The sequence below is a fragment of the Glycomyces tarimensis genome, from assembly GCF_054776215.1.
In genome coordinates, this window is sequence record NZ_BAAHCB010000007.1 from 21,451 (window position 1) to 34,009 (window position 12,559).

The 12,559-nt window shown below is 69.3% G+C and carries 14 protein-coding genes; 7 read left to right on the forward strand and 7 right to left on the reverse strand.

The window, feature by feature from the left end; all coding sequences use genetic code 11:
- Positions 1 to 28 precede the first annotated feature (28 nt).
- Positions 29 to 1,390 carry a class II 3-deoxy-7-phosphoheptulonate synthase gene (locus ACYVK3_RS09340; RefSeq protein WP_460497060.1) on the reverse strand — a complete coding sequence of 454 codons (1,362 nt, stop codon included), beginning with the start codon at positions 1,388 to 1,390 and terminating at the stop codon, positions 29 to 31.
- 147 nt (positions 1,391 to 1,537) lie between these two features.
- Between ACYVK3_RS09340 and ACYVK3_RS09345 the strand changes: the two genes are divergently transcribed.
- Genes ACYVK3_RS09345 through ACYVK3_RS09355 form a run of 3 tightly spaced genes read left to right on the forward strand, consistent with a single transcriptional unit; the run spans position 1,538 to position 3,512 of the window.
- The gene (locus ACYVK3_RS09345) at positions 1,538 to 2,161 is read left to right on the forward strand and encodes a cyclodeaminase/cyclohydrolase family protein (RefSeq protein ID WP_460497030.1); all 624 of its coding nucleotides are present in this window, start codon (positions 1,538 to 1,540) and stop codon (positions 2,159 to 2,161) included.
- A gap of 52 nt (positions 2,162 to 2,213) precedes the next feature.
- On the forward strand, positions 2,214 to 3,056 hold the full coding sequence (locus ACYVK3_RS09350) for a bifunctional 5,10-methylenetetrahydrofolate dehydrogenase/5,10-methenyltetrahydrofolate cyclohydrolase (protein ID WP_460497031.1): 843 nt from the start codon (positions 2,214 to 2,216) through the stop codon (positions 3,054 to 3,056).
- 60 nt (positions 3,057 to 3,116) lie between these two features.
- Positions 3,117 to 3,512 (forward strand): hypothetical protein, encoded by a 396-nt coding sequence (locus tag ACYVK3_RS09355; protein ID WP_460497032.1) that lies wholly within the window; start codon positions 3,117 to 3,119, stop codon positions 3,510 to 3,512.
- 602 nt (positions 3,513 to 4,114) lie between these two features.
- Here ACYVK3_RS09355 and ACYVK3_RS09360 read toward each other — a convergent pair.
- Both ACYVK3_RS09360 and ACYVK3_RS09365 read right to left on the reverse strand, forming a co-directional pair.
- On the reverse strand, positions 4,115 to 5,143 hold the full coding sequence (locus ACYVK3_RS09360) for a 6-phosphofructokinase (protein ID WP_460497033.1): 1,029 nt from the start codon (positions 5,141 to 5,143) through the stop codon (positions 4,115 to 4,117).
- 108 nt (positions 5,144 to 5,251) lie between these two features.
- The gene (locus ACYVK3_RS09365) at positions 5,252 to 5,791 is read right to left on the reverse strand and encodes a polyadenylate-specific 3'-exoribonuclease AS (protein ID WP_460497034.1); all 540 of its coding nucleotides are present in this window, start codon (positions 5,789 to 5,791) and stop codon (positions 5,252 to 5,254) included.
- 328 nt (positions 5,792 to 6,119) lie between these two features.
- On the opposite strand from ACYVK3_RS09365, the gene ACYVK3_RS09370 reads away from it, so the two are divergent.
- A complete protein-coding gene (locus tag ACYVK3_RS09370; RefSeq protein WP_460497035.1) occupies positions 6,120 to 6,812 on the forward strand; it encodes a Crp/Fnr family transcriptional regulator in 693 nt (230 codons plus the stop codon).
- Positions 6,813 to 6,852: 40 nt separating this feature from the next.
- On the opposite strand, the gene ACYVK3_RS09375 is transcribed toward ACYVK3_RS09370, so the two are convergent.
- The gene (locus ACYVK3_RS09375) at positions 6,853 to 7,545 is read right to left on the reverse strand and encodes a lysophospholipid acyltransferase family protein (RefSeq protein ID WP_460497036.1); all 693 of its coding nucleotides are present in this window, start codon (positions 7,543 to 7,545) and stop codon (positions 6,853 to 6,855) included.
- Positions 7,546 to 7,672: 127 nt separating this feature from the next.
- Here ACYVK3_RS09375 and ACYVK3_RS09380 point away from each other — a divergent pair, with 127 nt between their 5' ends.
- Together ACYVK3_RS09380 and ACYVK3_RS09385 are read left to right on the forward strand one after the other, a co-directional pair.
- Positions 7,673 to 8,443 (forward strand): alpha/beta hydrolase, encoded by a 771-nt coding sequence (locus ACYVK3_RS09380; protein ID WP_460497037.1) that lies wholly within the window; start codon positions 7,673 to 7,675, stop codon positions 8,441 to 8,443.
- Positions 8,436 to 8,885 carry a hypothetical protein gene (locus tag ACYVK3_RS09385; protein ID WP_460497038.1) on the forward strand — a complete coding sequence of 150 codons (450 nt, stop codon included), beginning with the start codon at positions 8,436 to 8,438 and terminating at the stop codon, positions 8,883 to 8,885. Before ACYVK3_RS09380 ends, ACYVK3_RS09385 begins: the two co-directional genes overlap by 8 nt.
- Positions 8,886 to 8,892: 7 nt before the next feature.
- Here ACYVK3_RS09385 and ACYVK3_RS09390 read toward each other — a convergent pair whose 3' ends face one another.
- Both ACYVK3_RS09390 and ACYVK3_RS09395 read right to left on the reverse strand, forming a co-directional pair.
- Entirely contained in the window at positions 8,893 to 9,522 is a 630-nt protein-coding gene (locus ACYVK3_RS09390; protein WP_460497039.1) for an alpha/beta hydrolase, read from the reverse strand.
- The gene (locus tag ACYVK3_RS09395; protein WP_460497040.1) at positions 9,519 to 10,874 is read right to left on the reverse strand and encodes a flavin-containing monooxygenase; all 1,356 of its coding nucleotides are present in this window, start codon (positions 10,872 to 10,874) and stop codon (positions 9,519 to 9,521) included. Before ACYVK3_RS09395 ends, ACYVK3_RS09390 begins: the two co-directional genes overlap by 4 nt.
- 154 nt (positions 10,875 to 11,028) lie before the next feature.
- Between ACYVK3_RS09395 and ACYVK3_RS09400 the strand changes: the two genes are divergently transcribed.
- Positions 11,029 to 12,177 (forward strand): cytochrome P450, encoded by a 1,149-nt coding sequence (locus ACYVK3_RS09400; RefSeq protein WP_460497041.1) that lies wholly within the window; start codon positions 11,029 to 11,031, stop codon positions 12,175 to 12,177.
- Between the two features lie 13 nt (positions 12,178 to 12,190).
- Here ACYVK3_RS09400 and ACYVK3_RS09405 read toward each other — a convergent pair whose 3' ends face one another.
- The gene (locus ACYVK3_RS09405) at positions 12,191 to 12,424 is read right to left on the reverse strand and encodes a DUF397 domain-containing protein (protein ID WP_460497042.1); all 234 of its coding nucleotides are present in this window, start codon (positions 12,422 to 12,424) and stop codon (positions 12,191 to 12,193) included.
- Positions 12,425 to 12,559 lie beyond the last annotated feature (135 nt).

A 12,559-nucleotide genomic window follows, 5' to 3' on the forward strand; every position in this document is an offset into this window, starting at 1 on the left:
CTGTCGGGGGCGCCCTATCGGATGATCACTAGTGGCGGAGCATCTCGGCGACCAGGAACGCCAGCTCCAGGGACTGCTGGGTGTTCAGGCGCGGGTCGCAGGCCGTCTCGTAGCGGTCGGCGAGCTGGTCGTCCCGGATCTCCTGGGCGCCGCCGACGCATTCGGTGACGTCCTCGCCGGTCAGCTCGATGTGGATGCCGCCCGGGTGGGTGCCGGTCTGGCGGTGCACCTCGAAGAAGCCGAGGACCTCGTCGACGACCTGGTCGAACGCCCGGGTCTTGTAGCCCGAGGCGGCCTCGTAGGTGTTGCCGTGCATCGGGTCGCACTGCCACACGACCTTGCAGCCGGCGGCCTCGACCTTCTCGACGATGGGCGGCAGGAGCTTGCGGACGTTCTTGTGCCCCATGCGGGTGATGACCACGAGTTTGCCCGGCACGTTGTCCGGGTTGAGCTTCTGGCACATCTCGACGACCCACTCGGGCGTGGCCGTCGGCCCGATCTTGCAGCCGATGGGGTTCGCCACGCGCGACAGGAAGTCGATATGGGCGCCGCCCAACTGGCGGGTGCGCTCGCCGCTCCACAGCATGTGCCCCGACAGGCCGTAGGCCTTGCCGTTGAAGATGCGGGTGAGGGCCCGGTCGTACTCGATCGCGAGCATCTCGTGGGAGGCGTAGACGTCGGCGGTGTGCAGGGCGACGTCCTCGACGCCGCAGGCGGCCATGAAGGCCACGGCGCGGTCGATCTCGCGGCCGATCGCCTCGTATCGCTCGCCGGCGGCCGAGTTGCGGACGAAGTCCTTGTTCCAGTCGTGGACGGCCTGGAGGTCGGCGAGGCCGCCGCGCAGGTAGGCGCGGATCATGTTCATCGCCGCGGCGGCGTTGGCGTAGGCGCGGATCATCCGCTGCGGGTCGCACACCCGAGCGGCCTCCGTCGCCTCCAGCGAGTTGAACATGTCGCCGCGGTAGACCGGCAGGCCCAGCGCGTCGGTGGGCTTGGAGCGCGGCTTGGAGTACTGCCCGGCGACGCGGCCGACCTTGATGACCGGCAGCGAGGCGCCGTAGGTGAGCACGACCGCCATCTGCAGGAGCGTGCGCATGTTCGCCAGCACGTGGTGCTCGGTGTTGTCCAGGAACGTCTCGGCGCAGTCGCCGCCCTGGAGCAGGAACGCGCGGCCCTCGCAGACCTCTTCGAGCAGCCCGCGCAGGTGGTCGACCTCGTAGGGCGCGACGATCGGCGGAACGCCCGCGAGCACCCCGGCCACATCCTCGACCTCGGCGTAGTCGGGCCACGGAGGAGTCTGCTCCCTGGGCAGGCTCCGCCAGGCGTCGAGCTGATAGCGTTCGGCTTCCTCAGCGTCGGCGACGACGGGGACGAGCCCAGGATTGCGCAGATCATGCCATTGGCGGTTCACGCGATCATCCTACGTGGGTGTTGGAGCGGGGTACAAAAGTGTTTTCCCCTTCTCAGTGGGTGAACCCGCACACCTGCCCGGCGAGCGCGGACATCCCACCTTTGGCTCCGCGTCTAGGCTGGCCTGGTGCGCAAGACGACGATAGAACAGTGGCTGACCGATCTGGCATCGGAACGGCCCGCGCCGGGCGGCGGCGCCGCGGCTGGAATGAACGCGGCTACGGGGGCGGCCCTGGTGTCGATGGTGTGCAATCTGACCATCGGCAAGCCGAAATTCGCAGAACACGAGCAGGTGATGCGCGAAGCGCTGGCCGAGGCCGAGGAGCTCCGCACCGAGGCGATCGGGCTCGCCGAGGACGACGCCGAGGCGTTCTCGGGCGTGGTCGCGGCCTACAAGCTGCCGAAGGCCACCGACGCGGAGAAGGAGGCCCGCACCGCGGCGATCCAGACCGGTCTGGTCGACGCCGCCGAGGTGCCGCTCGCGGTCGCGAAGGTCGCGGCGCGGATCATCCGCCTGGCGGGCCGGGTCCTGGACGGCTCGAACCCGAACGTGCTCTCGGATGTGGCGGTCGCGGCGTCGAGCGCGAAGTCGGCGCTCGAGTCGGCGGCGCTGAACGTCGACATCAACCTGGTGGCGATCAAGGACGCCGATCAGCGCGAACGGCTCGCGAGCGCCCTCAACGAGGCGCTCCAGGCGAAGGCGCAGGCCGAGGCGATCATGCACACCGTGGCGAAGAGGATCAGGGCTTGACCTCTTCACCGCGCGACTACAGGTTCACCCCCGTGACTACAGGAGCGAAACGATGACGGACATCGACGGGCGCGCGGTTGCCAAGGCGCTGCGCGAAGAGGTCGGGGCGGCCGCCGAGCGGCTGCGGGACGCGGGCGTCGTGCCGACGCTGGCGGTGGTGGTGCCGACCGACGACGAGGGCACGGCCTGGTACGTGCGGTCGATCGCGAAGACCGCCGACAAGCTGGGCCTGCGGTGCCGCATCGAGCAGTTGGAGCGCCCGGGGCGCGACGAGATCGTCGCGAAGCTCCAGGAGTTGTCGGCCGACCCGCAGGTGCACGGGGTCATCTGCCAGACGCCGCTGCCGGAGGGCGTGACGCTCGCCGAGGTGGGCGGGCACATCGACCCGCACAAGGACATCGACGGCGCGAACCCGCAGAGCCTCGGCCGCCTCGCGGCCGGCCTGCGGACGTGGGTGCCGGCGACGTCGGCGGCGGTCCTGGAGCTGCTGCGCCGCGAGCGGGTCCCGCTCAGCGGCGCGCGCGCCGTGGTCGTCGGCCGCTCGACGGTGGTCGGCAAGCCCGCGGCGCTGCTGCTGCTGGCCGAGTCGGCGACGGTGACGGTGTGCCACTCGCGCACCAAGGACCTCGCCGCGGTCTGCCGGGAGGCGGACGTGCTGGTGGCGGCGGTGGGACGCGCGGGCATGATCGGCGCCGAGTTCGTCAAGCCCGGCGCGACCGTGATCGACGTGGGCACGAACCCGACGCCGGAGGGCGGCCTGCTCGGCGACGTCGACTACGAGGCCGTGGCCCCAGTCGCGGGCGCGATCACGCCCGTTCCGGGCGGGGTCGGCCCGGTGACGACGATGCTGCTGCTGCGCAATACGGTCGAAGCCGCTGAATTGGCAAATACCTGACAGACATTCCCGACTACCCAGCGTAGCGTCGAGGTCTCGCTACTCCTAGGGAGGTCTGGTATGACTCGTCGTCTTGCCTTCATGGCGACCGTCGCCGGAATGCTCGTCGCCGTCGCGTCTCCCGCGGCGGCATTCCAACACGACCGGGTCCACAACCCGGTGCTGCACGCGTTCCTCGACATCGCGAGCCTCGCGATCGTGGTCGCGCCGATCTGGACGGCCCTGCTGTGGGGATCGGGCCGCAGCAAGTGGCCGCTGGTGGCGCTCATCGGCGCGGTGCAAGTGCCGGTGGCGGTCCTGGCGTTCGTTCCCGAGGCGTCACACGCCCTCAAGGGCGGGGGCCTCGCGATCGGGCTCGCCGTCAGCGTCGCCGCGATCGTCTACACGAGGCGCGCTGCCCGCGCCGAGCGGGCCGCGGTGCAGCACGAATCGGCGGCGGAGCGCGCCGGAGCCTAGCTCAAAGCCGTACGCTCGGCTCCCGTCGAGCAGGAGGACCCGCAGGTTCGGGCAGCCGCGGAAGGGGCCCTCGAAGCCGGCCGAAACGGGGTCGCGGTAGGCGTGCCACGCGCAGTGCGGTTCGCCCACCCAGCCCCAGGCACGATGGGTCTCGGCGCCGCCGAACCGGTACACGCCGACGCTGAGCAGCCGGTCGCCGACCGGTCGGCGGTAGAAGTCGGCGTCGAGACCCGTCACGGGGACGCCGTCGAAGTCGACGTCGCGGAGAGTCTTGCGGAACGTGAAATCGGCGAGCTGCGGGAGCCGCCCGATTTCATCGGTGAAAGCCACGGGCACGTCCGGTCTAACGAACCGGACGTGCCCGTGGTTGTGCCTTTTGTACCGATTACCGGCGATGCGCTGCTGCGCAGAGCCCGCGCCTTCGGCGCTCACGCTCCGAAACTGCGATTCAGTTCTTCTCCGCTACGCTCTGCTGCGCAGAGCCCGCGCCTTCGGCGCTCACGCTCCGAAACTGCGATTCAGTTCTTCTCCGCTACGCTCTGCTGCGCAGAGCCCGCGCCTTCGGCGCTCACGCTCCGAAACTGCGTTTCAGTTCTTCTCCGCTACGCTCCGAAGAAGACTTCGGCGTCCTTGTAGCGCTCGACCGGGACGGTCTTGAGCACGTCGGTGCCCTCGTGGATCGGGATGCGCACGACGTCGGTGCCCTGGAGCGCCATCATCTTGCCGAAGTCGCCCTCGTTGACCGCGTCCGCGGCCTCCAGGCCCAGGCGGGTCGCCAGGACGCGGTCGAACGCGGTCGGCGTGCCGCCGCGCTGGAGGTGGCCGAGGATGATCGCGCGGGTCTCGGAGCCGGTGCGCTTCTTGATCTCGTCGGCGACCCAGTCGCCGACGCCGCCGAGCTTGACGTGGCCGAACGCGTCGACCTCGCCGTCCTTGAGCTGCATCTCGCCGCCCTTGGCGACCGCGCCCTCGGAGACGGCCACGATCGTCGACTTGCCGGCGTCCATGCGGTCCTTGACGAAGTCGGCGACCTTCTGCATGTCGAACTCGACCTCGGGGATGAGCACGGCGTTGGCGCCGCCGGCGATGCCGGCGTGCAGGGTCATCCAGCCGGCGTGGCGGCCCATGATCTCGACGACGATGCAGCGGTCGTGCGACTCGGCGGTCGTCCACAGCCGGTCGATCGCCTCGGTGGCGATGTTGACGGCGGTGTCGAAGCCGAAGGTGTAGTCGGTGCCCGAGAGGTCGTTGTCAATGGTCTTCGGGACGCCCACGCAGTTGACGCCGTCGGCGGTCAGCTTGGTGGCCACGCCCAGCGTGTCCTCGCCGCCGATGGCGATCAGCGCGTCGACGCCGAGCGAGGCCATGTTCTTCTTGATCGCCTCGACGCCGCCCTCGATCTTGTAGGGGTTGGTGCGCGAGGAGTGGAGGATCGTGCCGCCCTGGGGCAGGAGGCCCTCGACGGTGTCCCAGTCCAGAGGCTGCGTGATGCCTTCGATCGGGCCCTTCCAGCCGTAGCGGAAGCCCACGAACTCGTGGCCGTATTCCTTGGTGCCTTTGCGGACCGCGGCACGGATGACCGCGTTGAGACCGGGGCAGTCACCGCCGCCGGTGAGCACGCCAATGCGCATGCGTCGTACTCCCTAGAGTGAGAACTGTTAACTGGGCGGCCTCATTGCCGAAACTTCGCTCAGCCTATCTCGGCACTTCGGAGCGGTGATGCGGGGCTGCGGCGCGTCTCAGCGCGGGTCCAGCGCCGAGCGTTGCCGGTACGCCTCAAGGGCCTTCCAGCGTTCCAGGTTGAGCTTGGCGTCGCCGAGCGCGTCGTGGAGGTCGACGTCGTCGGCGATCGGGAGCTCGGGGCGGCCCAGGTCGTCCCAGCGCTGACGCAGGTCTTTGGTCATGCGCGGCAATGCCCGCGGCAAGTCGGGCATGGCGCCCCACAGCTGCGCGAACACGACGTGGTCGTAGGCGCCGTACCAGGCCCACAGCTCGATGCGCTCGCCCGGATGCGAACCGGACTTCCTGCGGACGGGGGAGACGAGGAATTCGTACAGCTCGTCGCGGATGGTCGCGCGGTCCTTCCACAGGGGACTGGCGGGTCCGGGGAGCTTGTCGAGCACGTTGCGGCGCACCCAGTCTATGGCCTTGGAGGGATCGAATTCCGTTGAGACGGCGTAATACTCGCGACCGTGTTCGTCGACGACTCCGATGGAGACGAGCTCGATCGTGCGACCGTCCTCGATGAACTCGCAATCGTAGAAGTATCGGTACGCCACGCATCGGCCTTTCGTATGAACACGGGCGGCATCATTCGGCCCTTCTCGGCACATGCCCGTATGTCGCCGGACTGGGGTCGACGCTACGCCATACGATCTGATGGCCGGTATCTGACCTCGCAATCCGTCTGTGACCAAAGCGATATCGGACATTACACATCAAAATACATATAATTGATCGTACATTCGGGCGAGCGACAAGTGCGCCGTCTGAACACACGCATCAACGGAGCGTGAAGTTTCCGACACCAAGCCCTGTACAACGACGGAAAAGACAGCGATCATCGGAGGGAACCCGCGGATCGGTCCCACCGAAGGGGGAAGAACTATGGGTGTCAGCCCATCCGAAGACCCGCTAGCAGGCGTCGCCATGTTCGCCGGCCTCGACCCGCAGGCCCGGCGCAAGATCGCGGACGTGGCGGTACCCCGTCACTACCGTCGCGGTCGCCTGTTGTTCTTCGAAGGCGAAGCAGGCGAGTCGCTGATCATGATCCGTTCGGGGGCGGTGAGCGTCTTCCGCACGGCCGCCACGGGCGAGCGGGCGATGCTCCACGTGGCGCGCGCGCCCGAGGTGCTCGGCGAGGTCTCGCTGCTGGACGGGTCGCCGCGGTCGGCCTCGGCGGAGGCACTGGAGGACACCACGGCATTGGCGCTGGCGCGGTCGTCGTTCCTGGAGCTGGTCCACGGGAGCCCCAAGATGCTGGACGCGGTGCTGCGATCGATGGGCATGATCGTCCGGCGGCTCACCGAGCAGTCCTCGGACCACGTGTTCCTCGATCTGCCGGGGCGCGTGGCGAAGACGCTGGTGCGCCTCGCCGAGCAGCACTCCTCCCCCATGACCACGATCGAGCTGAACCAGACCCAGCTGGCGGAGATGGCCGGCGGCTCGCGCCAGAGCGTCAACCAGGCGATCGGGATCTTCGCCAACCGCGGCTGGCTGCGGACCGAGGGCCGCAAGATCGTCGTCGTCGACCTCGCGGCACTGCGGCGCAGGGCCGGTTTCGGAGGGGCCGAGGGGTGAGGTGCGGCGAGGGCTGAGCGTCGACGGGGCGGCCGGCCCCTCAGGCGTCCCCGCCCTGCTCGTGGTCGTTCTCTTTGACCTTCGCGGCGTACTCGTCGACGTACTCCTGTCCCGACAGCGCCCTGAGCGCGTCCATGACCTCGTCGGTCACGGCGCGCTCGACGGTGCGGTCGCCGACGAGGCCGGCGTATCGACTGAAGTCCATGGGCGGCCCGATCCTGATCTGCGGCCGCCCGAGGCTGGGGAGGCGCTTGCCGATCGGCTGGAGCTCACCGGTGTTCAGCATCGCCACCGGCACCACCTGCGAACCGGTCTCCAGTGCCAGGCGCGCCACCCCGGTCTTGCCGCGGTACAGCCGGCCGTCGGGCGAGCGCGTCCCCTCGGGGTAGATGCCGAAGAGCTGGCCTTCGGAGAGGATCCGCTTGCCGGTCCCGAGAGAGGCGTGGGCGGCGTCGCCGCCGGTGCGGTCCACCGGGATCGCGCCGACCATCGCCATGAACAAGCGGGTGAGCCGGCCTTTGAAGCCCTTGCCGGTGAAGTATTCGGCCTTGGCGATGAAGGTGATGTGGCGCTTGACGACCAGAGGCAGGAAGACGGAGTCGAACACCGCCAGGTGGTTGCTCGCGAGGATCGCGGGCCCTGCATCGGGCACGTAGTGGAGCCCTTCGACCTGGGGACGCCAGATAGCCCAGATAATGGGCCCCAGCACCGCCTTCAACACCCGGTAGATCACGGACTCAAGCGTATCGGTACGAATCTATGGGGTGCGAGCGCACGGCCGCGCGGTGGCCGCCGCCGCCGGGTCCGTGCGAGAATGGGCGGGCGGCACGAAGCATCTGTTTTCTCCTGAAGGGGGCGGCGTGTCAACCGAGTCCGAGGCGTTCACGTTCGACGTCGGCACCGACGCCAAGGCCACGATGCTCCTGTGCCACGGCTTCACCGGGGACCCGTCGAGCATGCGGCCGTGGGGCGAGTACTTGCGCGACGCGGGCTTCAACGTCGTGTGCCGGCTGCTGCCGGGCCACGGTCTGCCCTGGCGGGAACTGGCGAAGACCACCTGGCCCCAGTGGTACGCCGACCTCGAGGAGGGCTTGCAGGAGGCGCAGAAGTTCGGGCGTCCGGTCTTCGCCGGAGGCCTGTCGATGGGCGGTTCGCTGACGCTGCGGCTCGCCGAGCTGCGCGGCGCCGAGCTCGAGGGTCTCGTGCTCATCAACCCGGCGATCTATGACAGCACGCGGCAGGGCTTCCTCGCCCCGGCCCTGCGCTACATCGTGCCGAGCGTCGCCGCGATCGGCTCGGACCTGGCCAAGCCGGACGTGCGCGAGAAGGCGACCGACCGCACCCCCGTGGCGGCCTATGTCTCGGTGCGGCGGCTGTGGAACATCACCCGCCGTGAACTGCACCGCGTGACGATCCCGGTGCGGATCTTCACCAGCGCCGTCGACCACATCGTCCACCCGCGCAACAGCACCGTCATCCGTGCCGCGGTGCGCTCCAAGGACGTCGAGTCGACGATCCTGCCGCGCAGTTACCATGTAGCGACCCTCGACTACGACGCGGAGACGATCTTCTCCGGAACCGTCGAGTTCATGACCAGGCAGTTGGCCAAGACCCGAGGTGCCCATGACTGACCGCGAAGAAGAGCCGGAGTCCGGTGGCGAGCTGCGTCCCGAGGACGTCGACCGGCGCTTCAACGAGCTCATCCGCGACCTCAACCCCGAGCACTCCGCCGGGGTGCCCGAGCCCATGACCCCGCCGGCGCCGCCTCCCGCCGAGGAGGACGAGCCGACGCTGCTGGAATTGTGGGACGCCGAGCTTCCCGAGGACGAGGACGACGAGGACTACCAGCCGCCGGAGCCGCCGCCGCTGCCGTGGCCGAGCCTGCCCGCGATCGGCGGCGTGCTGTTCGTCCTCGGCGGCCTGGCGCTGCTCGTGCGCCCCGAGATCGCGCCGCTGGGGACGAATCCGGGGCGGCTGATCGGCTTCCTGGTGTTCGTGCTCGGCGTGTGGCTGCTCATCAACCGCCTGAAGGACGACTCCGAGGGCGAGGCCGACAACGGCGCGGTGGTCTGAGCGCCGGTCAGTCCTTGCTGTCGAGCCAGGACAGGACCGCGTCGAGCAGTCCGTCGGCGATCGGGCCCTTGAAGACGTCGTCCGACGTGCCGGGGAAGGTCAGCGGCGCGACGCCGTAGGCGTCGGTGACCGCCTGCACCTCTTTGGACTGCGTCTCCGACTCGCTCGCCACCAGCAGGACCCTCGGGTCTCCGACGGGTGCCGGCAAATGCTTCGGCAGTTTCCTGGGTGAGACGAGGATCAGCGCGTTGGCCGGGTATCGGGCGGCGGCCAGGGTGGTCCATGCCGCACCGAGGCCGTGTCCGACCAGCGCGGTCTGGCGGGGAACGGTGATCGCGGCCTGCACGACGTCATGTGCGCACGCCTCCACGCCGCCGGGTGCGGCCGGCGTGTTGCCCTGGCCGCGGACGCTGACGGCGGCGGCGTAGCGGCCCGAGCCGGCGATGCGTTTGAGCCACAGGACGCCGAAGGCGGCGGCTCCGGCCGGATCGCCGGTGCAGCATAGGACGGGCGAGGCCTCCGGGTCGTCCTTCGCCTCGTAGTCGAGCAGGTCGCCGGGTTCGATGAGGGCGATCTCGCGCTTGACGGGGGCGGGCTCGGGGGTGCGGGTGCGCCGGACCCAGTCTTGCAGGCTCACTTCGCGGGCTCCTGTTCCAAGGTATCGATGATGCGGCCGAGGCCGGCCAGGTATTCCTCGGCGTCGACGGCCAGGCGGTGGCGCGGCGAGATCCCGTTCGAGTCGACGGTGTACTGGTCGGACTCGCTGACGACCTGCTGGCGGAAGTTCGCGGCGCGTTCGGGGTCGCCCTTGCGGATGGTGAGCCAGTGGGAGATCGCGTGGGTCTGCCAGTGGACGATGGGGAGCACGCCGACGCCGGGTTCGACGAGGCCGGCCACGGCGAGCGTCTCGACTTTCGGGGAGAACATGCGGGCGAGCAGTTTCGGGTGCTCGGATTCGCCGCCGACGCCGAGCAGCTTCGACGGGACGCAGCCGATCTCGGGCCTGTAGCCGGTGGCGAGGACGACCACGTCCGGGCGCATCGTCTCGCCGTCGGTGAAGACGACCTCGTTGCCTTCGAAGCTGGCGATCTCGGGGCGGCGCTCGATCGACCCGTCGCCGACGTGTTCGAGGTAGCGGCCGTTGCGCACCGGCTCCTCGTCGGTGTGGCGGTGGTCGGGCGCCTCCATGCCCATGCGGGCCGAGAGCTTGCGGTGGCCCTTGAGGAGGCGGTCGGTGAGGAAGCCGCGGAGCCAGCGCGGCCGGTTGTGGAGGCGGGCGAGGGCGTAGTCGGCCGGTTCGCCGTCGAGGTATTTGGGCAGGTACCAGTAGCCGCGGCGCACGGAGTGGACGCAGCGGGCGGCATTGACGGCGGACTCGCAGGCGATGTCGATGCCGGAGTTCCCGCCGCCGACGACGAGCACCGTCTTGCCGCGCAGCCGGGAGCCGTCCTTGAGCTGCGAGGAGTGCAGGACGGTGCCGCTGAACTGGTCCTGGCCGGGGTAGGCGGGCAGGTTCGGGGCCCAGTGGTGCCCGGTGGCGACGATGACGGCGCCGTATCGCAGGCGGCGGGCGGCCGATCCGGCGGCGGGTCTGACGACGACCTCGAAGCGCGAGCCTTCGACGGGTTCGACATGGGAGATCTCGGAGCCGTACCAGATGTGTTCGGCGAGACCGAAGTGCGCGGCGTAGCCCTTGAGGTATTGGAGCATCTGGGCCGCGGACGGGTAGTCGGGCCAGTGGTCGGGCATGGGGTAGTCGGGGATCTCGGTGTGGGCGCGCGAGGTCACCAGGTGGGTGTTGGGGTACAGGGGGCTGTGCTGGTTCTCGGGGTTCCACAGGCCGCCGAGCACGGTGTCGCGCTCGTAGCAGTCCACTTCGAAGCCGTTCTCGCGGAGGTTCTTGACCGCTATCAGACCGGAGGCGCCGGCGCCGATGACGCAGACCGCCTCGCCTCGGTCGTATGCGGCCTGGGAGGAGTACTCCTGCAAGGGACTTGCTCCTTCTGCTCGGGCAACGATCGGACGCGGGCTCGACCCTCCCGGCGGTACTCACGAGCCGTGAGTGTGCCGGGACGGCGTCGAAAGACTGAGAGCAGATTACCGTGAACGGACTTCATACGTTCGGGGGAGGTAGGCTGCGCGCGTGCTGTTCGAGCTGTGGAAACATCCCGCGAACGGGGCTCGCGTGTTCCGTGAGGCAGGGCAGGTCGTGGTGGCTTCGCACCGCCTCGGCAAGGAGGTGCTCCTCGACGCCGAGCGGTTCTCGCCGGCGAACGCGCTCGACGCCGTGACGCCGCTGCCGCCGGCGGTGCTGCGGGAGTTGACGCGGCACCGGTTCCGGCTCCCGGCGACTTTGGCCAACAACGCCACCGTGACGCACGAGCACATTCGGGCTCGGTACGGCGCGGCCTTCGCGCCGGCGAGGGTCGCGGATCTGCGGCCGTGGCTGACGGGGCTGACCCGCCGGGCGGTTCTGCGGGTCGCACGGCGACTCCGCGCGGGCGAGGCGGTCGATCTGGACGAGGCGGTCTCCTCGGAGATACCGCTGGCGGCGCTGGCGCGGCTCCTGGCCCTCGACGTGGACGCGACGGCCGAGGTGAAGCGGTTCTCCAGGACCGCATTGGAACTGTTCTGGGGCAGGCCGAACCTCGAACGGCAGCTCGAACTGGCGAGGATCGTGGGTCCCTATCACCGGGTCCTGCGCACGTGGGCGGCGAACTCCACCGGGGCGACGCGAGAGGTCCTGCGGGCGCACGGCGAGGACGCGGCCACGGCCGCGCTGTTCTTCCTGCTGGTCGCGGGCCAGGAGACCACCTCGCAGTTCTTGACGCTGCTGGCGCACGAGCTGATCGAGTCGCCGGGGCTGCTCGACGCGGAGCCGGCCGAGGTCGTGGAGGAGGGACTGCGACTCCTGCCGCCGCTGGTCTCGTGGCGGAGGATGGCGGCGCGGGACACGGACATCGGGGGTGTGGAGGTCAGTGCGGGCGAATCGGTCCTCGTCTGGCTGGCCGCGGCGGGGGCGGACGAGGGCGTGGCCGAATGCCCGAGGAAGATGGTCCCCGGCCAGCGCGGCTCCAGGAGGCACCTGGCTTTCGGGGCGGGAGCACACCGGTGCCTGGGGAGCCAGTTGTCGCGCTTGGAGGCCGAGGTGGTCGTGGCGGAGCTGGCACCGCTGCTGAAGCGCTGCATCGTTGTCAAGGCACCGGTGAGCGAGGAGAACCTCTCGTTCCGGATGCCGAGCCCGCTCGTGGTCGCCTTGCGCCGTCATGGCGTCGACGGGGCAGCGTGGTAAGGCGGGTGGCGGCTTAGAAGTCGAACTCGCCGTCCTTGGCGCCCGCGAGGAAGGCTTCCCACTCGGCACGGGTGTAGACGATGACCGAACCCTCGGGATGGTGGGAGTGACGCACCGCAACCCGTCCCGAGCCGTCAGCGAGCGGACCGGCCTCGACGCACTGACCATTGTCACCTGCGCTGCGAGTGCTTACATGCCAGCGGATTCCAGCTCGCTCTGCCGGTGTGAGCCGCTGTTCGGTGCCCATTGTCAGATCCCCTCAAGATGATCAGCGATCAGCTGAATCGACGATTCGGGGCTGAGCGCCCTCTCATGGAGATCTTGCCACGCTTGACCGAACCGAGAGACCGTGGGTTCTTCGACATACAAGATGCCTGCGAGT

What these genes read in the sequence shown, in the direction of transcription:
- ACYVK3_RS09405 (WP_460497042.1), bottom strand. Translation starts at nt 12,424, where the DNA reads ATGGGCACCGAACAGCGGCTCACACCGGCAGAGCGAGCTGGAATCCGC.
- ACYVK3_RS09355 (WP_460497032.1), top strand. Translation starts at nt 3,117, where the DNA reads ATGACTCGTCGTCTTGCCTTCATGGCGACCGTCGCCGGAATGCTCGTC.
- ACYVK3_RS09350 (WP_460497031.1), top strand. Translation starts at nt 2,214, where the DNA reads ATGACGGACATCGACGGGCGCGCGGTTGCCAAGGCGCTGCGCGAAGAG.
- ACYVK3_RS09385 (WP_460497038.1), top strand. Translation starts at nt 8,436, where the DNA reads ATGACTGACCGCGAAGAAGAGCCGGAGTCCGGTGGCGAGCTGCGTCCC.
- ACYVK3_RS09360 (WP_460497033.1), bottom strand. Translation starts at nt 5,143, where the DNA reads ATGCGCATTGGCGTGCTCACCGGCGGCGGTGACTGCCCCGGTCTCAAC.
- ACYVK3_RS09370 (WP_460497035.1), top strand. Translation starts at nt 6,120, where the DNA reads ATGGGTGTCAGCCCATCCGAAGACCCGCTAGCAGGCGTCGCCATGTTC.